Origin of the sequence: Azospirillum sp. B510 (assembly GCF_000010725.1) — a bacterium.
Taxonomy (GTDB): Bacteria; Pseudomonadota; Alphaproteobacteria; order Azospirillales; family Azospirillaceae; genus Azospirillum; species Azospirillum lipoferum_B.
Window position 1 is genome coordinate 1,094,402 of sequence record NC_013855.1, and the last position, 20,106, is coordinate 1,114,507.

General features: G+C 67.9%; 17 protein-coding genes. 6 read left to right on the top strand and 11 right to left on the bottom strand.

The window, feature by feature from the left end; translation table 11 throughout:
* The first annotated feature begins 31 nt into the window (after window positions 1-31).
* Window positions 32-1,054, top strand: coding sequence for a flagellar motor switch protein FliG (gene fliG / locus AZL_RS19800; RefSeq protein ID WP_012976243.1), 1,023 nt, complete (start codon window positions 32-34; stop codon window positions 1,052-1,054).
* Window positions 1,055-1,088: 34 nt separating this feature from the next.
* On the opposite strand, the gene AZL_RS19805 is transcribed toward fliG, so the two are convergent.
* Window positions 1,089-2,228: a GGDEF domain-containing protein gene (locus AZL_RS19805; protein WP_012976244.1), complete on the bottom strand. Its 1,140-nt coding sequence runs from the start codon at window positions 2,226-2,228 to the stop codon at window positions 1,089-1,091.
* Window positions 2,229-2,606: 378 nt separating this feature from the next.
* Here AZL_RS19805 and AZL_RS19810 point away from each other — a divergent pair, with 378 nt between their 5' ends.
* The 3 genes from AZL_RS19810 (at window position 2,607) to uxuA (ending at window position 6,918) form a co-directional block, all read left to right on the top strand.
* On the top strand, window positions 2,607-3,992 hold the full coding sequence (locus AZL_RS19810) for an MFS transporter (protein WP_012976245.1): 1,386 nt from the start codon (window positions 2,607-2,609) through the stop codon (window positions 3,990-3,992).
* 154 nt (window positions 3,993-4,146) lie between these two features.
* A complete protein-coding gene (locus AZL_RS19815; RefSeq protein WP_012976246.1) occupies window positions 4,147-5,679 on the top strand; it encodes a mannitol dehydrogenase family protein in 1,533 nt (510 codons plus the stop codon).
* 48 nt (window positions 5,680-5,727) lie between these two features.
* The gene (uxuA, locus tag AZL_RS19820) at window positions 5,728-6,918 is read left to right on the top strand and encodes a mannonate dehydratase (RefSeq protein WP_012976247.1); all 1,191 of its coding nucleotides are present in this window, start codon (window positions 5,728-5,730) and stop codon (window positions 6,916-6,918) included.
* Window positions 6,919-7,005: 87 nt separating this feature from the next.
* Here uxuA and otnI read toward each other — a convergent pair whose 3' ends face one another.
* Entirely contained in the window at window positions 7,006-7,773 is a 768-nt protein-coding gene (gene otnI, locus AZL_RS19825; protein WP_012976248.1) for a 2-oxo-tetronate isomerase, read from the bottom strand.
* 236 nt (window positions 7,774-8,009) lie between these two features.
* Here otnI and AZL_RS19830 point away from each other — a divergent pair, with 236 nt between their 5' ends.
* The gene (locus AZL_RS19830) at window positions 8,010-9,179 is read left to right on the top strand and encodes a glycerate kinase (RefSeq protein ID WP_012976249.1); all 1,170 of its coding nucleotides are present in this window, start codon (window positions 8,010-8,012) and stop codon (window positions 9,177-9,179) included.
* Between the two features lie 68 nt (window positions 9,180-9,247).
* On the top strand, window positions 9,248-10,420 hold the full coding sequence (locus AZL_RS19835; RefSeq protein WP_012976250.1) for a sugar diacid recognition domain-containing protein: 1,173 nt from the start codon (window positions 9,248-9,250) through the stop codon (window positions 10,418-10,420).
* 34 nt (window positions 10,421-10,454) lie between these two features.
* Here the strand turns inward: AZL_RS19835 and AZL_RS19840 are convergent, their stop codons facing one another.
* The 9 genes from AZL_RS19840 to citD form a co-directional block, all read right to left on the bottom strand.
* Entirely contained in the window at window positions 10,455-12,152 is a 1,698-nt protein-coding gene (locus AZL_RS19840) for a methyl-accepting chemotaxis protein (protein WP_042444318.1), read from the bottom strand.
* Window positions 12,153-12,532: 380 nt separating this feature from the next.
* Window positions 12,533-13,372: a transporter substrate-binding domain-containing protein gene (locus AZL_RS19845; RefSeq protein WP_012976252.1), complete on the bottom strand. Its 840-nt coding sequence runs from the start codon at window positions 13,370-13,372 to the stop codon at window positions 12,533-12,535.
* A gap of 189 nt (window positions 13,373-13,561) precedes the next feature.
* Window positions 13,562-14,860 carry a 2-hydroxycarboxylate transporter family protein gene (locus AZL_RS19850; RefSeq protein ID WP_247894422.1) on the bottom strand — a complete coding sequence of 433 codons (1,299 nt, stop codon included), beginning with the start codon at window positions 14,858-14,860 and terminating at the stop codon, window positions 13,562-13,564.
* Window positions 14,861-15,292: 432 nt separating this feature from the next.
* A complete protein-coding gene (locus AZL_RS19855; protein WP_247894367.1) occupies window positions 15,293-15,856 on the bottom strand; it encodes an RBBP9/YdeN family alpha/beta hydrolase in 564 nt (187 codons plus the stop codon).
* A 65-nt stretch (window positions 15,857-15,921) separates the two neighbouring features.
* On the bottom strand, window positions 15,922-16,878 hold the full coding sequence (gene citG / locus AZL_RS19860) for a triphosphoribosyl-dephospho-CoA synthase CitG (protein WP_012976255.1): 957 nt from the start codon (window positions 16,876-16,878) through the stop codon (window positions 15,922-15,924).
* A complete protein-coding gene (gene citX, locus AZL_RS19865) occupies window positions 16,859-17,395 on the bottom strand; it encodes a citrate lyase holo-[acyl-carrier protein] synthase (protein ID WP_012976256.1) in 537 nt (178 codons plus the stop codon). Before citX ends, citG begins: the two co-directional genes overlap by 20 nt.
* A gap of 5 nt (window positions 17,396-17,400) precedes the next feature.
* Complete coding sequence (gene citF, locus AZL_RS19870; protein ID WP_012976257.1) at window positions 17,401-18,903, bottom strand: citrate lyase subunit alpha; 1,503 nt, start codon at window positions 18,901-18,903, stop codon at window positions 17,401-17,403.
* A 16-nt stretch (window positions 18,904-18,919) separates the two neighbouring features.
* Complete coding sequence (gene citE, locus AZL_RS19875; RefSeq protein WP_012976258.1) at window positions 18,920-19,792, bottom strand: citrate (pro-3S)-lyase subunit beta; 873 nt, start codon at window positions 19,790-19,792, stop codon at window positions 18,920-18,922.
* Window positions 19,789-20,085: a citrate lyase acyl carrier protein gene (gene citD / locus AZL_RS19880; RefSeq protein WP_012976259.1), complete on the bottom strand. Its 297-nt coding sequence runs from the start codon at window positions 20,083-20,085 to the stop codon at window positions 19,789-19,791. Before citD ends, citE begins: the two co-directional genes overlap by 4 nt.
* Between the last annotated feature and the right edge of the window lie 21 nt (window positions 20,086-20,106).

Below are 20,106 nucleotides of genomic sequence, written 5' to 3' on the forward strand. Positions count from 1 at the left end.
TCATCGGACACGCGCATCATGAAGGGTAGCAATGGCTCAAAAGGTTCGTGAGGACTACCGGACCCTCACCGGCCCGGAAAAGGCCGCCATCATGATGCTTGCGCTCGGCGAGGAGCATTCGTCCAAGCTGTTCTCGCTGATGGACGATGAGGAGATCAAGGAGCTGTCCCAGGTGATGGCCAACCTGGGCACCGTGTCGGCGAACCTGATCGAACGGCTGTTCGTCGAGTTCGCCGAACAGATGTCGTCGAGCGGAACGGTGGTCGGCTCCTTCGATTCGACCGAACGCCTGCTGCTGAAGACCCTGCCCAAGGACAAGGTCGACCAGATCATGGAGGATATCCGTGGTCCGGCCGGTCGAACCATGTGGGACAAGCTGACCAACGTGAACGAGTCGGTGCTGTCCAACTATCTGAAGAACGAATATCCCCAGACCGTCGCCGTCGTCCTGTCGAAGATCCGCTCCGACCATGCCGGCCGCGTGCTGGCCCAGTTGCCGGAAAGCTTCGCGATGGAGGTCATCATGCGCATGCTGCGCATGGAGGCGGTGCAGAAGGAGGTTCTGGACGACGTCGAGCGCACGCTGCGCACCGAGTTCATGACCAACCTCGCCCGCACCAGCCGGCGCGACAGCCACGAGATGCTGGCGGAGATCTTCAACGGCCTGGACCGCACCACCGAGCACCGCTTCATGGCGGCGCTGGAGGAGCGCAACCGCGACAGCGCCGAGCGCATCAAGTCGCTGATGTTCACCTTCGAGGATCTGTCCAAGCTCGACCCCAGCGGCGTCCAGACCATGCTGCGCACGGTGGACAAGCAGAAGCTGGGCACCGCGCTGAAGGGGGCGTCGGAGTCGCTGAAGGACCTGTTCTTCTCCAACATGTCGGAACGCGCCGCCAAGATCCTGCGCGAGGACATGGCCGCCATGGGTCCGGTCCGCGTCCGCGACGTCGACGAGGCGCAGATGTACATGGTGCAGCTGGCCAAGGATCTGGCCGCCCGCGGCGAGTTGGTCCTGTCCGAAGGCAGCGGCGAGAACGAACTGATCTACTGACCCGGCGGGCCGACCATGTCCGGTCTCCAGCCTTTCAGGACACCGGAACCGGCTCCATCGGGCTGATGTTTGCCCGGTGGCGACAGACCCGGTCCCGGCCGCCTTGCTTGGCGCGGTAGAGCGCCATGTCCGCCGTCTTGATCAACAGGTCGGCGCGGCAGAGGTCGGGGCCCAGGCTCGACAAGCCGATGCTGACGGTGACCCCCAGGATCGCGCCATCCGCATGAATGGAAAGGTCGCGCACGGCACCGCGCAGACGCTCGGCAAGGATGAAGGCGCCGTCGGCCGGCGCACCGGGCAGCAGGATGGCGAATTCCTCCCCGCCGAAGCGGGCGACGAGGTCGCTCTGCCGCACACCGCCCTGGAGAAGACGGCCGAGCGCCACCAGCACCGCATCGCCGGCATCATGCCCATGGCTGTCGTTGATGTCCTTGAAATGGTCGATGTCCAGCATCAGGAGCGACACCGGCATGTCATGGCGCAGCCCGCCGGCGACCGCCCGGTCGATGGCGGCGAAGAAGGCCCGGCGGTTCGCCAGCCCGGTCAGCGGGTCGCTCAACGCCGCGTCGCGCAGCATCCGTTCGGTGTCGACCCGCCGGCGTTCGCGCGCCAGCATCGTGCCCAGCATCAGGATCCCCCCCGCCGTGAACAGGGCGACGGGCAGCCCGCCATTGAGGAAGGTCGGCAGCGCGACCTCCCATGGCAGGACGAAGATGCTGAGGGAATGGAGCGCCGCGACCGGGCCAAGAAAGAACAGCGGCCTCGCATTCTTCCATTCGGCGGCGGGAACGAGACGGCGGAACAACAGACCGACCGCACCGGCCAACAGGATCCCGCCCACCCCCGGCAGCAAGCCGGCACCCCCCACCGCGGTCCGGGCGACCGATGCGATCCCGGCGGCCAGGACGGCGGCCAGCGGCCCGCCGAACGGCCCCGCCAGGGCAACCGGCACCGTTTTGACATCGAGATTGATACCAGGAAGGATCGGCACCGCCTGCGCCATCGCCACCACGCCGCCGGCGCCGAACAGCAGCCCCAGGCAAAGCTGGCGCAACATCGGCCGATCCCCCAGCCGATACAGCACGGTTCCATAGAGAAGGGTCATCAGCGCCAGCAGACCGACGCCGCCCGCCAGTGCCGTCATGATCGCCGCCGTGGCGTTCGGTGCCTCCACCCTGCCGCCCTCCGTTGAGTGTGCGGTTGCCGGACCTTCCGAACGCCATCCTCAAGCGGATATCCCGCCATTGTACATTGGGTTTGTCCCGAATACCCGATTTCGGACCGGGAACAAGGCGGCGCGACCGGCCCACGGAGGACGGGCGGCTGACGATATGCCGCAGGCGCCGCGGTTGACCGGCGATGAGGCGCGCAACTACCATACCAGCAACTGGAATGGTAGTATGCGACGCCACGAACGGTCCCCAGCGGCACCGCTTCCGACGATGGCCGACCGCTCCGGGAAACAGTGCTGAAACGTGCGGCACCGCCGAACCGCGGCCCGGACCCCCCGGCCCGCCGCCGGTGACGTGCGTCCTGGCTGGAGACGCCAATCATGAGCGAACAGATCATCGCCGACGCCGCCCCCGGACAGTCGGCGGAACCGGCCCGCCGGGCCGGCGGTATCGGCACCACCATGGGCAAGGCGGCGGGCAGCGCCGCGGTCACGGTGAGCAAGGCCATCGGCCGCTACCGCTGGACCATCTGCGGCCTGCTCTTCTTCTCGACCACCATCAACTACATGGACCGGCAGGTTCTGGGCCTGCTGAAATCCACGCTGATGGGCGACATGGGCTGGACCGAGTCGGATTTCGGCGACATCGTCGCCGCCTTCTCGCTGGCCTACGCCTTCGGCTACATCGGCTGCGGCCGGCTGATGGACAAGATCGGCATCCGCATCGGCCTGCCCGCCGCCGTCGCCGGCTGGAGTTTCTTCGCCTGCGTCCACGCCTTCATGGGCAGCGTCTTCGGCTTCAAGATCGCCCGCGCCGGGCTCGGCCTGACCGAGGGCGGCAACTTCCCGGCCTCGATCAAGGCGGTGTCGGAGTGGTTCCCGGCCAAGGAACGCGCGCTCGCCACCGGCATCTTCAACGCCGGTTCCAACGTCGGCGCAGTGGTGGCGCCGATCCTGGTGCCGATCCTGCTGGTCGCCTATGGCTGGCAGGCCGCCTTCCTGGTCACCGGCGGCATCGGCTTCTTCTGGGTCATCGCCTGGCTGCTGATCTATCGCAAGCCGGAAGACCATCCGAAGCTGACGGCGGAGGAGCTTGCCTATATCCGCAGCGACCCGGTGCTGCCGCAGGAGAATATTCCCTGGATCAAGCTGCTGAGCTATCGCGGCACCTGGGCGAACATCGTCGGCACCTGCTTCTCGGCCCCGGTGTGGTGGTTCTACCTGAACTGGGTTCCCGGCTTCCTCAGCAAACAGTATGGCGTCAACCTGTTCGGGGCGATGCTGCCGCTGATCATCATCTACACCATGGCCGATTTCGGCAGCGTCGGCGGCGGCTGGTTCTCCTCCCACCTGATCAAGCGCGGCGTGAAACCGCTGCGCGCCCGCAAGCTGACCTTCCTGGTCTGCGGCCTGTGCGTGCTGCCGGTGTTCTTCGCCTCCACCGTCTCCAACATGTGGGTCGCCGTGCTGCTGATCGGCATCGCCGCCTCCGCCCACCAGGGCTATTCGGCCAACGTCTACACCATCGTCTCCGACACCATGCCGCGCAACGCGGTGGGCTCGGTGGTCGGCATCGGCGGCTTCTGCGCCTATTTCGTCGGCATGTTCGTGTCGATGGGCGTCGGCCGCCTGCTGGATGCGACCAACGGCAATTATCAGGTGCTGTTCGGCATCGCCTCGGTCCTCTACCTCGTCGGTCTGGCGATCATGCATCTGATCCTGCCGAAGACCGGGTCGGGCAAGACCCCGGCCGGCATCGAGGTCTGACCTCGCGCCCATCGCGTCCCCATGCTCCGGGGCACCCCGCCCCGGAGCCCGTCCCGACAAACGACATCTCCACCGAATGACGGTGCACCGGCCCCACCCCGCCCCCGGCGGCGGACGGGGGGACCGCAGCGACCGCCGCGACCCGGAGCCCATCATGCCCGACGCGAACACCGCCCTGCCGGCGGCCCGCCCTTCCCGAACCCGCCTGTCGACCGCATCCCTCGACGGTCTGCCGCCCGCCGTCGAGCGGCCCGCCTATGACCGCGCCGCGGTGACGCCGGGCATCGTCCATATCGGCCTCGGCGCCTTCTGCCGCGCCCATCTCGCCACCTACACCGACGACGTGCTGGCCTCCGGCGACAAGAGCTGGGGCATCGTCGGCGTCGATCCGCTGTCCCCCGCCATCCGCGACGCGCTGAAGCCGCAGGACGGCCTCTACACCCTGCTGGTGCGCGGGGAGGATCGCGACCGGCTGCGCGTCGTCGGTTCCTTCCTCGACGCCATGGCGACCGCCGACCAGCTGGACGAGGTGCTGGCGCTGATGGCGAGGCCGGAGATCCGCATCGTTACCCTGACGGTGACCGAGAAGGGCTATTGCCAGGACGCCGCCACCGGCGCGCTGGACGAGGCCCACCCGCTGATCCGCGCCGACCTCGCCGATCCCGCCCGGCCACGCAGCGTGCCCGGCCTGCTCTGCGAGGCGATCCGCCGCCGCCGCGCCGCCGGGGTGGCCCCCTTCACCGTGCTGGTCTGCGACAATCTCGCCCAGAACGGCATCAAGGTGCGGGGCATCACCGTGCGCTACGCCGAGCTGTGCGATCCGAATCTGGCCGCCTACATCGCCGGGCAGGTCGGCTTTCCCTGCACCATGGTCGACCGCATCACCCCCGCCACCCAGGAGGCCGACCGCGCCACGGTGGAGGAGGCCACCGGCTGCCGGGACGCCTGGCCGGTGGTGTGCGAACCCTTCAAGCAATGGGTGATCGAGGACCGCTTCCCGCTCGGCCGTCCGGCCTGGGAAAGGGCCGGCGCCATCCTGGTCGAGGATGTCCACCCGTTCGAGCTGATGAAGCTGCGCTGCCTGAACGGCGCCCATTCGCTGCTGGCCTATTTGTCGGTGATCGCCGGGATCGAGACCATCGCCGACGCCATGGCCGACCCGCTTCTGCCCGCCGTCATGCGGCGCCTGTGGGCGGAGGACCTGATCCCCACCCTGCCGCCGGTGCCGGGAACCGACATCCCCGCCTACACCGCGGCGCTGGAGGCGCGCTTCCGCAACCCCGGCATCCGCCACCGCACCCTCCAGATCTCGTCGGACGGCTCGCAGAAGCTGCCGCCGCGCCTGCTGGAACCGGCGCGCGAGCTGCTCGCGGCCGGCAAGGCCCCGAGGGTGGTCCCGCTGGCCGTCGCCGCCTGGATGCGCTTCCTGATGGAGAGGGACGAGGCCGGCGGCGCCTATGCGGTCGCCGATCCGATGGCGGCGACGCTGACCCGCATCGCCCGCATCGCCCGCGTCCATGGCGACGATGCCGGCGCGCTGGCGGCGGCGCTGTTCGCCGTCGAGGACATCTTCGCCCCTGAACTGGTCGCCGAGGACGCCTTCCGCGGCGCCGTCGTCCACCATCTCGACAGCCTGATGCGCGGCGGTGTCCGTGAGACCCTGACCGGCTTCCTCGCCACTCCGTGAGACCCGGCCGCCTCGGCCCGCGCACCCGATTTTGAAAGGACCCCCATCATGCAGGAAACCTGGCGCTGGTTCGGCCCGGACGATCCCGTCACCCTGGAAAAGGCGCGTCAGGCCGGTGCCACCGGCATCGTCACGGCGCTGCACCACATGAACCAGGGCAGCGTCTGGACGCCCGAGGAAATCCAGAAGCGCCGCGCCATGATCGAGGCCGCCGGCCTGACTTGGGCGGTGGTGGAGAGCATCGGCGTCGGCGAGGAGATCAAGACCCGCACCGGCGACTATCGCGCCAAGATCGACAATTACAAGCAGTCGATCCGCAACGTCGCCCGCGCCGGCATCCCGGTGATCTGCTACAATTTCATGGTCATCACCGATTGGAGCCGCACCAATCTGATGCACCGGCTGCCGAACGGCGGCTACGCCCTGCGCTATGACAGCGTCGATTTCGCCGCCTATGATCTGTTCGTGCTGAAGCGCCGCAACGCCGAGGCCAGCTATGACCCCGCCCACATCGCCGCCGCCAAGGCGCGCTTCGAGGCGATGACGGTGGAGCGGGTGGCGGAGCTGGAGCGCAACCTGATCGACTGGCTGCCGGCCCGCGACTTCGCCTATGACCGTGGCAGCTTCCGCGGCATGCTGGAGCTGTACCAGGAGATCGGCGTCGAGGATCTGCGCGCCAACCTGATCGAGTTCCTGCGCGAGATCACGCCGGTGGCGGAGGAGGAGGGGGTGCGGCTGTGCATCCACCCCGACGATCCCTCATTCCCCATCTTCGGCCTGCCGCGGGTGATGTCCACCGCCGAGGATGTGCGGGCGCTGTTCGGCGCGGTGCCGCAGGAGGCCTGCGGGCTGACGTTGTGCACCGGCTCCTTCGGCTCCAACCCGAAGAATGATCTGGTGGCGATGGCGAAGGAGTTCGCCCCGCGCATCCATTTCGTCCATCTGCGCAACACCACCCACGAGCCGGACGGCTCCTTCTACGAGGCCGACCATCTCGGCGGCGACACCGACCTGATCGGCGTGGCGGCGGTGATGATCGACGAGGAGGCCCGCCGCCGGCGGGCCGGACGCGCCGACGCGCGGATTCCGATGCGTCCCGACCATGGCCATCTGCTGGGCGACGACATCGGCCAGACGATGAATCCCGGCTATTCCTTCGTCGGGCGCCTGAAGGGGCTGGCCGAACTGCGCGGCGTGATGCGCACCATCGAAGCCTTCCGCGGGAAGCGGGTGGCCTGACGGACGGCGGGCGCCGTCTCCCGTGCGGGGGAAGACGGCACCCGCCTCCGAGCCGCAGTTCATCGGCCAGGGTTCACCGGCCTGAATTCACCGGCCGGTAAGCCACCCCAGCCCGTCCAGCGTGGCGCCGCGCGGCCGGTATTCGCAGCCGACGAAGCCGCCATAGCCCAGCCGGTCCAGCTCGGCGAACAGGATGGGACAGTTCAGCTCCTCACCGTCGGGCTCGTTGCGCGACGGGACCGAGGCGATCTGGACATGGGCGATCAGCGGCAGCAGCCGACGCAGCGCCATCGTCACGTCGCCATGCAGGATCTGGCGGTGGTAGATGTCGAACTGGAGCCGCACCGTCGGCAGGCCGCTCTCCGCGATGATCCGTTCGGCCAGCGCGAAATCGGTCAGGAAATAGCCCGGCATGTCGCGGCCTTTGATCGGCTCCAGCAGCAGCTCGATCCCCCGTTCGGCCAGGCGTTCGCCGGCATGGCGCACCGCCCGGCGGTAGGAGGCCAGCGCCGCCGGGTCGGCGGCGGAGCCCAGCCCGGCCATCAGATGCAGCCGGCGGCAGCCGGTCGCCCCGGCATAGTCCAGCGCCCGCTCCACCCCCGAACACAGCTCGTCGAAGCGTTCGGCCAGAACGGCCAGCCCGCGCTCGCCCGCCGCCCAGTCGCCCGGCGGCAGGTTGAACAGCGCCTGGGTGAGGCCGTTGCGCTCCAGCCGCGCGGCGATGGCGTCCGGCGCATGGTCGTAGGGGAACAGATACTCCACCGCGCGGAAGCCGGCATCGGCGGCGGCATCGAAGCGGTCGAGGAACGGCCATTCCGTGAACATCATCGTCAGGTTGGCGGCGAAGGCGGGCATGGCGACAAGGCTCCGTCAGGCGGTCTTCAAGGGGCGCCGGCCGCGCCGGGATGGGATCGGGCCGGACACGGGAGAGGGCGGAAGGAAAACACGCCGCCTCCTTTTTGGAGATTTGCACAAAGTCGCCATTGCGGGCAGGCTGATTTTTGTCGGATCGGCACGAGGCGTTCGGCCCTCCGCCCAGTCTATACTGGCACCGTTCCGTTTGACGGACAGCGTCACGAGAGAAGGCAGCCATGAAGATCGTCATCGCCCCGGATTCCTACAAGGAAAGCCTGTCCGCCCTCGAGGTCGCCACCCAGATCGAGCTCGGCTTCCGCGAGATCTTCCCCGAGGCGGACTATGTCAAGGTGCCCGTCGCCGATGGCGGCGAGGGCACCGTCGAGGCGATGGTGGCCGCGACCAAGGGTCGGATCATCCGCAAGATGGTGACCGGGCCGCTGGGCGAACCGGTGGAGGCCTTTTACGGCATGACCGGCGACGGCGGGACGGCGGTGATCGAGATGGCGGCGGCCAGCGGCCTGATGCTGGTCGAGCCGGCGCGCCGCAACCCGCTGCTGACCACCACCCGCGGCGTCGGCGACCTGATCGCCGCCGCCCTCGACGACGGGGCGCGGCACCTCATCATCGGCATCGGCGGCAGCGCCACCAATGATGGCGGGGCCGGCATGCTGCAAGCGCTGGGCGTGCGCTTCCTCGACGGCGGCGGCCGCGACATCGGCGAGGGCGGCGAGGGCGGCCATATCGGCGGCGGGGCGCTGGACCGGGTGGAACGCATCGACCTCGACCGCATCGACCCGCGCCTGCGGCAGAGCCGGATCGAGGTGGCCTGCGACGTCGACAATCCGCTGATCGGCCCCCATGGCGCCTCCGCCGTCTTCGGGCCGCAGAAGGGAGCGACGGCGGAGATGGTCCGCCTGCTCGACACCAATCTCGCCCATTACGCCGGGGTGATCCGGCGGCAGCTCGGCATCGACGTGTCGACCCTGCCGGGTGGCGGGGCGGCGGGCGGCCTGGGGGCGGCGATGCGCGCCTTCCTCGACGCCGATCTGCGCCCCGGCGTCGACATCGTGACGACCGCCCTGGAACTGGACCGGATCGTCGCCGATGCCGACCTCGTCATCACCGGCGAGGGCCGCATCGACAGCCAGAGCGTCCATGGCAAGACTCCGGTCGGCGTCGCCCGCGTCGCCAAACACCACGGCAAGCCGGTCATCGCCATCGCCGGCTGCCTCAGCCCCGATGCCGCCGCCGTCCATGGCCATGGGATCGAGGCGGTGTTCAGCATCCTCAACATCCCCTGCACGGTGGAGGAGGCGCTGGCCGCCGGAGCCGACAATGTCCGTCGCAGCGCGCGAAACGTGGCGAAGACGCTGCAATTGGGGATAGGCTTGCGGGCCGGCTGACAGCCCCCGCCCCGCCCCCAACCGCGCCCCTGCCCCGCCCCCAACCCGCCATGACCGATCCTTCCGCCATGCTCCATATCGACCGCGCCCTGGCCCAGGCGATCGTCGACAGGTCGATGGCGATCATCGATTGCAACATCAACGTCATGGACCGGAACGGCATCATCGTCGCCAGCGGCGACCGGAGCCGGGTCGGGCAGTTGCATGAGGGGGCGCTGCTGGTCCTCGCCCGCGAGGAGGCGGTGGAGATCGACGGCGCCCTGGCGCGGACGCTCGGCGCCGCCCGGCCCGGCGTGAATCTTCCCCTGCGGGCGGAGGGCCGCGTCATCGGTTGCGTCGGGCTGAGCGGCGAGCCACGGGACATCCGGCAACATGCCGAACTGGTGCGGATGGCGGCCGAAACCATGCTGGAACAGGCGCAACTGTTGCGCCTGCTAGCCCAGGACGCCCGCCTGCGCGAGGAGCTGGTGCTGGGCCTCATCCGCGACGACCGCCCCACCCCGGCGTTGACCGGCTGGGCCGAGCGCCTCGGCATCGACCTCGCGACGCCGCGCGTCGTCGCGGTCATCGAACTGGACAGCGGGTCGATGGCGGTCGACGCGGTGCTGGCCGAGTTGCGGCGGCTGCATGCGTTGCTCGCCATTCCGACACGGGACAAGGCCGGTCCCGCCGCCCTGATCGCCACCGTCTCGCTGGGCGAACTGGTCGTGCTGATGCCCGCGCTGACCGGGGCGGGGGGCTGGGACCCCGAGGCGCAACGCCGCAGGACCGCGGCTCTGCTCGCCCGCATCCGCGATGGCGGTTCGCTCGATGTCCGCATCGCGCTCGGGCGGTATTTCCCGGATGCCGGCGGCCTGCCCCGCTCCTATCAGACCGCGCGAACGACGATGGCGATCGGCAAGAGGCTCCATCCGGACTCGCGGGTCCATCTCTATGGCGATGTCATGCTGCCGGTGCTGCTGGACAGCCTGAAGCAGAGCTGGCAGGCGGAGGAGCTGACGGCGCCGCTCCAGCCGCTGGTCCGGCATGACCGGCAGGGCCAGCTGATGCGCACCCTGTCGTCCTGGTTCGAAAACGGCATGCAGCGACCGCCGACCGCCAAGGCGCTGAACATCCACCGCAACACGCTGGACTACCGGATGCGGCGCATCGAGGAGGTCTGTGGCGTCGACCTCGGCAGCACCGAGGATTGCGTCAGGCTGTATCTCGGCCTGCGGATGTTTCCCGCCGCCGGCATGTGACCGGACGCCGGCGGCGGCGGGATCGCGCTTGCGGTCAGGCCACCCGGATCGTCGCGATGAAGCCGGCCACCTCGGTCTTGAGCCGGCCCGCCTCCTGAACCAGATCCCCGGCGGAGCGGAGCACGTCGGTGACCGCCTCGCCGGTTTCGCCGGTCATGCGGCTGACGTCGGCGATGTTGGAGGTCACCTGTTCGGTGCCGCGCGCCGCCTGGGACACGCTGCCGGCGATCTCCGCCGTCGCCGCGTTCTGCTCTTCGACCGCGGCGGCCACGGCGGCGGAGATGCTGCTCATCCGGCCGATGATCTCGGCGATCTCGGCCATGCCCGTCCGGGTTCCCGAGGTGGCGTCCTGGATTTCCCGGACCTTGGCCTGGATCTCCTCGGTCGCCTTGGCCGTCTGGCTCGCCAGCCGCTTGACCTCGTTCGCCACCACGGCGAAGCCCCGGCCGCTCTCCCCGGCGCGGGCGGCCTCGATGGTGGCGTTCAAGGCCAGCAGGTTGGTCTGGCCGGCGATGGAGTTGATCAGGCTGACCACGGTGCCGATCTCGTCGGCGGCCTTGACCAGGGTCATGGTCAAGGCGTTGGTGACGTCGGCCTGCCGCACCGCCGCGTCGGAGATCCGCTGCTGCGCTTCGACCTGGCGGCCGATCTCCAGGACCGAGGCCGACAGCTCCTCGGTCGCGACGGCGACGGTCTGCACATTGGACGAGGACAGTTCCGACGCGTTGGCGACCGCCGTCGCGGCGGAGGAGGCGCGCTCCGTCGTTGACGACAGCGACGAGACCGCCCCCTCGATATGACCGGCCGAAGCGGCGACATGCTCGACGATGCCGCGCACGCTCTGTTCGAAGCTGACCGCCAGCCGGTCCAGCTCGGCCTTGCGCTCCGCCTCGGCCTCGGCCCGCTGGCGCGTCCGCTCCTCCGCCAGCCGGCGGACCTCCAGCGCGTTGGTCTTGAACACGCCGAGCGCCCGGACCAGCATCCCCACCTCGTCGCGGCGGGTCTCGCCGGACAGCTCGATGTCGATCTGGCCCTGGGACAGGCGGCCCATGGCGTCGGTGATCTTGCGCATCGGCCGGGTGATGGTCAGCAGGACGATGCCGATGGCAAGCGCCAGCCCGACGACCAGCCCGACCAGCATCACCGACAGCAGGATGACACGGGTTTCGGCGGCAAGCTCATCCATGTCGAGCACGGTGCGATCAAGGCTGCGCCGGCTCAGATCGGCGCTTTCGTTGATATGGTCGGCGGCGGCGGCGGCGGCCTTCGCCCCGTCCCCGGTGCTGATGGCGAAGGCGTAGCGAACACGGGCCTGGAGAGCGAAATCCAGTGTTTTCGCCGCCAACTGACGGTAGGCGTCGATCAGCCCCTTCAGCGCCACGGCCCGCTCCCGCGCCGCGTCGGTGTCGGCCTTCGCCGTCAGCCAGGCGATGCCGTCATCCACCCTGGCCATCTGCCCCTCGAACTGGCTGGCATACGCCTTCTGTTCGTCGGCACGGGTGTCGAGCAACAGATTCTTCTCGGCGATGATCGCCGCGTTCAGGTGGCGGCTGACCTCCAGCAGCCGCACCCGCCGCTCGGCCTCGACGGTCAGCGCCTCCTGCGCCACGGTCTTCAGCGTCGCCAGATGCACCATGGCGGTGATTCCGACGGTGGCGGCAATCCCCAGCAACAGGAAGATCGGCACAAGGATCTTGACGAAAAGCCTTTGATTGACGAACCAGCCGATCATATCACCTCCAGTTGCTTCAGTGTTCGGAGCGTCCACCAGTCCGAAAAGCGTCTTTCCATCGATCACCGCGGAAACGGCGATCCTTGAGATACCCGGCATCGCGACGGGAGAGCCCGCCCGACCAGCACACCATGTCACTTGGTATGCAATATTGTATACGATTTTGGAAGCGTGATGCTATTATGACTTACGGCTTGAGGACAGTATTTCTCCGACCCGGACTCCATGATCAACAGTGCTGGTGCCCAGAAATTGAGCTGCCGCAGTCACAGCAAAGACGGGACAAGCGGAACGACGAAGATCGTCACCTCCTTCCGGCGCGGAGTCCGCAAGGGGTACGGCACAGCCTTGCCGTACCCCTTCAGCACCGAACGGAGATCTCAATTCAAACTGGTCTTCAACCATTTCTGAGCCAGCTTTTCGATGGTGCCGTCAGCCTTGGCGTCCTGGATCGCCTTGTCGAACATCTCCTTCAGCACGGTGTCGTCCTTGCGCAGGCCGACGCCAACCCCCTTGCCGAAGACGCCACCGACAAAGGTCGGTCCTGTCATCGTATAGTCCTTGTATTCCGGCTTGAGGAGCAGCGCGCCCAGCGTACTTTTCTGCGTAACGACACCGTCGATACGACCCGCCTGAAGATCAAGGTCATGCTGTTCGGTTGTCTTGTATTCACGAATTTTTGCAACACCCTTAAAATAAGTGTCCATGAATGCCATATTGCTTGTCGCGACCTGAACACCGATCGCCTTGTCCTTCAGTTGAGCCTCGAGAGGAGCCAGGGCAGCCTTCACCTGTGCGGGATCGCCACCGAGATCGACCGTGGTGCCGGCGCCCGGCAGGCTGGCGAGCGGGCTGGTCTTCTCGACGATCATGGCTGCGGCGGTCGGGGCGTAGGGCTGGCTGAAGTTGATCAGCGCCAGACGCTTCTCGGTGATGATCATCGATGCCATGATGGCGTCGAACTTGCGAGCGTTCAGCGCCGGGATCAGCCCATCCCAATCCTGGACCACGATGGTACAGCGCACGGACATCCGGGCGCACAGGTCATTGGCGAGATCGATCTCCAACCCGTCGAGCTTCCCATCGGCGGTGGTGAAGTTCCAAGGCTCGTCGGCGCCTTCGGTGGCGATGGTGATGGCCGTCGGCTTGGTCTGCGCGGCAGCTCCCGTGACGGACAGAATGGCGAACGACAGTGTCGAAGCGAGAAGGAGGGTCTTCATCCTGGACGTCCCTGGTCATTGCGGCGGCTTGCTGGAATGGTTGGGACAATGGAGCTTTCCCGCCCCGCCGCATACTCAGGATCGGCACTTATCGCGCGCGGCGATGACGTAATTTACCAACGGATACACGAACGCCCCGTTCCTTGCGGAACGGGGCGTTCGCGGAAGGTCGCGCCATGCGGCCGACAATCACATCAGGTTGGCCATCGCGATCAGCGACAGGGTGACGGTGATGGCGCCGCCGATCCGGGTCGCGACCTGGGCGAAGGGCATCAGCTGCATCCGGTTGGCCGCCGTCAGGATGGCGACGTCGCCGGTGCCGCCCTGGCCGCAGTTGCACGAATTGATGATGGCGGTTTCGATCGGGTACATCTTCACCATCCGGCCGACGAGGAAGCCCATCGTCATGTGCGTCGCCACCGTGCAGAAGATGATGATCAGGTTCGGAACCGTGAAGGCGGACATCAGCTTGTCCCACGGCGTCACCGCGACACCCATGGCGAACAGCAGCGGATAGGTGACGGCGACCTGGAAGAATTTGTAGACGACGCCGGCGCCGGCCTCCAGCGAGGGGGAGGCGAGCTGGAACACCTTGACCACCACCGCGATGAACAGCATCGCCACCGGGGCCGGCAGCCCGACGATCTTCTGGGCCATGACCCCCATCAGATAGAGGGTGACGGCGAACAGGCCGGCGGCGGCGACGGTGTTGGCGTCGACCGGACCGCCGCTCTTGGCCGTGACCTTGGTCAAATCGGCGGCGCCGGGCTGGAGCTGGCCATTGCCGGTCAGGTGCGGCATGCGCTTGCCGATGAAGTTCAGCAGGCCGGACATCAGGATCGCCATCAGGCTGCCCAGCATGACCATCGGCAGGACCTGCGCGAAGATCTCGCCCTGGTTGCCGTTCAGGATTTCGGCATAGCCCATCGACAGCGGGATGGCCCCTTCGCCGACGCCGCCCGACATGATCGGAACGACGATGTAGAAGAAGGTGTGCTTCGGATCGAGGCTGAGCAGGGTGCCGACCAGCGTGCCGACGCAGGCGGCCGAGACGGCGCCACTGGCGAGCGGAACGAAGATCTTGAAGAAGCCCTTCACCAGCGCGTCGCGGTTCATGCTGAGCACGCTGCCGACGATGATGCAGGCGATGAACAGATAGAGGAAGTTGGTGAATTTGGTGAAGTCGACCACCGCCTTCAGCATCGGCGTCGGCAGCACATGATAATAGGCCATGGCCGAGGGGATGAAGGTGGCGAAGATCGCCGCGGCGCCGATATGGCGGAACACCGGAAGACGCTTGCCCAGCTCGCCGCAGCTGAAGCCGCAGACCGCCAGCACGGCGATCATCATGTTGATCTCGTGGGTCAGCGAGCCGGTGGCGACCGCCCCGGCGAACACCGCGATCAGGATCACGAACACCGGGATCGGAACGATGCCGATGCGCTGGTCGAGCAGCCCCCACCAGACCTCGCGCCAGGACCGGCGCATGGCCCGCGCGGACGAGCTGGGCTCGTCAAGGGCGATGGAGGCGAGAGAGACTTCACTGGGCATGGTGTCCTCCGGACATTCGGTTTTGTTTGCGCTCCGGCAGCAGGGGGAAAAGGACGGGACGCTGCCGGGGTCCGGTCCTGGATCGGGTGGCTCCGGACATCCGATCCATGCCGCTTTCGCAGCGCTGCGATCCGATGGCCGAAAAAGAGGAAACAAGCACCAAGCCGGAAGCCACCGTGGCCGGCGCGTTTTCCATGATTTTATCTTTATTGATATTTCAATGAGTTGATCTTTACTTTTTACTTAACGATTTTTACTCCGTTCATCTTCAATTCCCCACCGATATATTTTCTATCATTCGGAACTGTCAGAAGCCTGTCAGCGTGGAGCGCCCTGATGAAAATCTGAAAAGGAGGAATGCGGACGACCTCACCGCCGCTCGATGCGGGCGACCAGGCTACGCAGCACCTGGAGACCATAGGGCCAGGGGCCGAAACCGGCTTCGGCGTTGATGTGTCCGGCCTCGCCGAGGTCGACGAGATCGGCCTGCCAGACGCCGGACCAATGGATGGCGCGGGAAAAGCGCATCACCGGATCATTATGGCTCGTCACCACCACGGCGGGCACGCCGAGCGCCTGTTCCGGCACCCGCTCCTCGGCCTCGAAACGGGAGGGCTCGGCCGGGGCGACCAGCATCAGACCGGCGATGTCATGGCTGCGGTCGCTGGCGACGCAGCAGGACGCCAGCGCGCCGAAGCTGTGCCCGACCAGGATGGCGGGACGGCCCCGCTGGGCGAGCAGACGGCGGATGGCCCCGACCCAGCGTTCGATGTCGGGGATGTTCCAATTGCTCTGGGCGATGCGCAGCCAGAAGGGATGGCGGGCCTGCCAGAAGCTCTGCCAATGTTCCGGACCGCTGTCGTAGAGCCCCGGCACCAGCACGAAGCTGTAGCGCGCCGACGCCTCCAGCAGGGCCGCATCAACCTCGCGCATATGGTGATCCAATTCCATCGGCCCCCCGGCGGTCGTCAGCCCCGCCCCCTTCTTGTCCACAACGCTCAGAGGCACGAAGCCCGGCAGGGCGCCGCCACCGGCACATGGGCCAGGAACCACGTCACCGCCAGCAGGTCGGCGCTGCCGCCGGGGCTGAGGTTTCGGCGGATCGCCTCGTCGTCGAGCGCGGCCAGCCGGCGCAGATAGTCCGGCGCCGCCACCCCGCCGTCCCGGCGCAGCCGCATCGCCTCGCCCTGGAGGAAGGTCAACCCCGCCAGCCCGCCGCGCGATACCACATTGGTGTCCCGGTTGAAGGCCAGCAACTCCAGCAGCGCCGCATGCAGAGCCATGCGCGTTCCTTGGGACCGCAACCGCTCGAAGGCCGGCAGGGCGTGGGTCCGCACGGTGGCGAAGCCGGACGCCGCCTCGCCGCGCGCCCCGGTCAGGCCATGACGGCGGAACAGATGCTCCCCCGCCGTGCCGGCCTCGCCCGGACGCCGCAGCTCCTCCACCACGCCGGCGCACACCGCCGCCACCTCGTCGCACAGCGGCCAGCGGGTGACGGGCTCACCCCGCCCGGCCAGCCGGCCGGCGGCGGCGCACAGCAGGCCGAAGGCGAAGATGCTGCCCTTGTGGGTGTTGACCCCGCCGGTGACGCGCAGCATGGCGCGTTCACACGCCATGCCGTCGGCCCGGATCCCCGTCAGGAACAGGTCGGCCGGCACCGCGCAGCCCTCCAGCCCGCGCGCGAAGAACAGGCGGAACCAGGGGGCGATGGCGGCGGCCGACGCCAGGAAGCTCGTCAGGTCCATGTCGCGGTGCGACCCGCGATTGCGGCGATCCACCAGCCCCGGCTTCGGCGTCAGCAGAACCTCGCGCAACAGCGAGCGGTGGGCCAGACGGGCCAGATGGTGGCCGGGAGAGAAATCGAGCGAGCGCTCGCTCGCGGTCCCGCCGGGAACGGACCCCGCAAGCAGCAGCCCGGCAGCCCCGCCCCTGTCCTCACGCGGCGCGATACGCATTGACCCTCTCCTCGATCGCCGCCAGAAGCTCGTCCAGCGGATGACGGCGGGAACGGGCGCAGGCATGGGCCGGCTCCCCACACACCAGGCAACGCCGGGGCGCCAGCCCCAACGCTGTGCGGGACAGGCCGCCCCGCGTCGGACACAGCACGTCCAGATCCCACAGCCGGCCCAGCGGATGGTCGTCCTCCAGGGTGGCGACCGCCCTTTTCAGCACCCGCGCCTCGGTATCGACGGCATAGAGCGCCTCGAAGCCGGTCCGCTCCCGCACCGCCAGATGGGCCGCGACCGGCCAGCCGGTTCGGCGGAACAGCCGATCCAGCTCATTCTCCGCCGTCTCCATCACGAAACGGCCGCTCTCCGTCACCTTGACCGGCCCCGGCGCCACCAGCGTCACCGACAGCAGCGGCAGGCCATGGCGGGCGAACAAAGCCTGCTGGCGCCCGGCGCGGCGGTCGCGCGCCTCCAGCATCTCGGCAAGGGAGATCGCCATCCCCGCCATGACCGCCGATTCCATGACCGTCAGCCCTTCACCTGGCGGACGATGTCGATCACGCTGCCGTCGCGGTAGCGGACGATGCCGACCACCTTGTCGAGGAACTCGATGGGCCGCGGCTCGCCGGTCAGGGAGTCGGCGCGCTGCTGCAACTCCTCGATGGTCATCACCGGCAGGCCGGCGGCCTTCAGCCGCTGGGCGATCTCCGGCCGGCGCGGGTTGACGGCGATGCCATGGTCGGTCACCAGCACGCCGACGCATTCGCCCGGCGTCACCACCGTGGTGACCCGCCGCACCACCGTCGGGATGCGGCTGCGGATCAGCGGCGCCACCACGATCGACAGGTTGGCCGCCGCCGCCACGTCGGAATGGCCGCCCGACGCCCCGCGCATCACCCCGTCCGACCCGGTGATGACGTTGACGTTGAAATCGACGTCGATCTCCAACGCGCTCAGGATCACCAGATCCATCTGGTCGACATAGGCGCCCTTGGACCCGGCATTGGCGTATTCGTTGGTCGAGATCTCGATGTGGTTGGGCGAGGTCCGCAGCGATTCCGCAGCGTCGCCGTCGAAGCTCTGGGTGTCGATCACCCGTTCGATCAGGCCCTTCTTATGAAGGTCGACGATGCCGCCGGTGATGCCGCCCAGCGCGAAGCTGGCGGTGATCCCCTTCTTGCGCATGTAGCCTTCCAGGAAGCGTGTCGTCGCCGTCGCCGACGCGCCCGAGCCGGTCTGCATCGAGAAGCCCTGCTCGAAATAGCCGGAATGCACCATCACCTCGGCCGACAGCCGGGCGATCAGCAGCTCGCGCGGGTTGGTGGTTATGCGGGCGGCGCCGACGCTGATCTTCGACGGGTCGCCGATCTGCTCGACCTTCACCACATAATCGACCTCGTCCTGCGACAGGCTGGCCGGCGCGTTGGGGAAGGGCACGATCTCCTCGGCCAGCAGGATCACCGTGCCGGCATGGCGGGCGTCCACCTTGGCATAGCCGAGCGAGCCGCAGCGCGAGCGGCCGCTGATGCCGTTGGCGTTGCCGAAGCAATCGGCGGTCGACACGCCGAGGAAGGCGACGTCGATCTTCAGCTCGCCGTCCTGGATCAGCTTCACCCGCCCGCCATGCGAGTGGATGTTGACCGGATGCGCCATCAGCCCATGGCTGATCGCCTCGGCCAGCTTGCCGCGCATGCCCGACGTGTAGATGCGGCTGATGACGCCGTTGCGGATATGCTCGATCAGCGGCGCGTTGCAGCTGAGCAGCGACGAGGGCGCCAGGGTCAGATCCTTGAAGCCCATGCGGGCCAGCAGCTCGACCACGGTGTTGATCGTCTTGTCGCCTTCACGGAAGGCGTGATGGAAGGAGATGGTCATCCCGTCCTTCAGGCCGGAGCGCCGGATGGCGTCCTCCAGCGACGGGCAGACCTTGCGGGAGCGCTTCAGCTCCGGATCCTTCAGATAGGGGGTCTTGCTGGCGAAGCCCTCGAAACGGGGCAGCCGGTCCAGCAGGGGGATGGCGAGGTCGGTCACGGCACAGCACTCCAGTTCACTTGCGGGTTCCCGACGCCTCGGCCCGCTGCAGCACCCGGCGCGCGTGGTCGATGACGGGACCGTCGATCATCTTTCCGTTCAGCGAAACGACGCCGAGCCCCTTGCGCTCGCCCTCCGCCGCCGCCGCGACGACGCGGCCGGCATACTCGACCTCCTCCTCGGTCGGGGCGTAGGCGTTGTGCAGAAGCTCGATCTGGCGCGGGTTGATCAGCGACTTGCCGTTGAAGCCCAGCCGCTTGATCAGGTCGACCTCCTTGAGGAAGCCGGCCTCGTCGTTCAGGTCGGACCACACCACGTCGAAGGCGTCGATCTTCGCGGCGCGGGCGGCGTGCAGCACGGCGCAGCGGGCATAGAACAGCTCGGTGCCGTCGCCGCGCTCGGTCTGCATGTCCATGACATAGTCGAAGCCGGCCAGCGCGATGCCGATCAGCCGCGGCGACGCCTTGGCGATGGACAGCGCGTTGATGACGCCGCTGGCGCTTTCGATCGCCGCCATCAGCCTGGTCGAGCCGACCTCCCGGCCGCAGGCGCGCTCGATGCGCTCGACCTCGCGCTCCAGCAGCTCGACATCCTCGGCGCAGTCTGTCTTGGGCAGGCGGACGACATCGACACCGGCCCGCACCGCCGCCTCCAGGTCGAGAAGACCGAAGGGAGTGTTGAGCGGGTTGATGCGGACCACCGTCTCGATCTCGCGATAGACCGGCAGCCGCAGGGCGTTGAAGACCAGGATGCGGGCGGAATCCTTCTCGCGCAGCGAGACCGCGTCCTCCAGGTCGAACATGATCGAGTCCGGCTTGTAGACGAACGCCGTGCTGAGCATGGCGGCGTTGGCGCCGGGCAGGAAAAGCATGCTGCGGCGGAGCTTCATGACAGCGCACTCCAGTCGATGGTTTGGGCCTCGGCCCCGCGCATCACCGCCGTCTGGACGCGGGCCCGGATGGCGCAGTCGAGCGCGCCCTTGTCCTCAACCACCACCAGCCCGGCGGTGACGCCGAGCCGGTCCAGCGTGTCGCGCACGACATGGTCGATCTGGTGACCGAACTGCTGCATGACCTCGCTGCTGATGACGACTTCCAGCCCGGTGCCCGGCCCGGGTGATACCTTGACCAGCAGGTCGCTCGATTCGAGCGTGCCCGCCAGGGCCTCCTTGACGATCTTCATCGGTCCCACTCCAGAGGACCC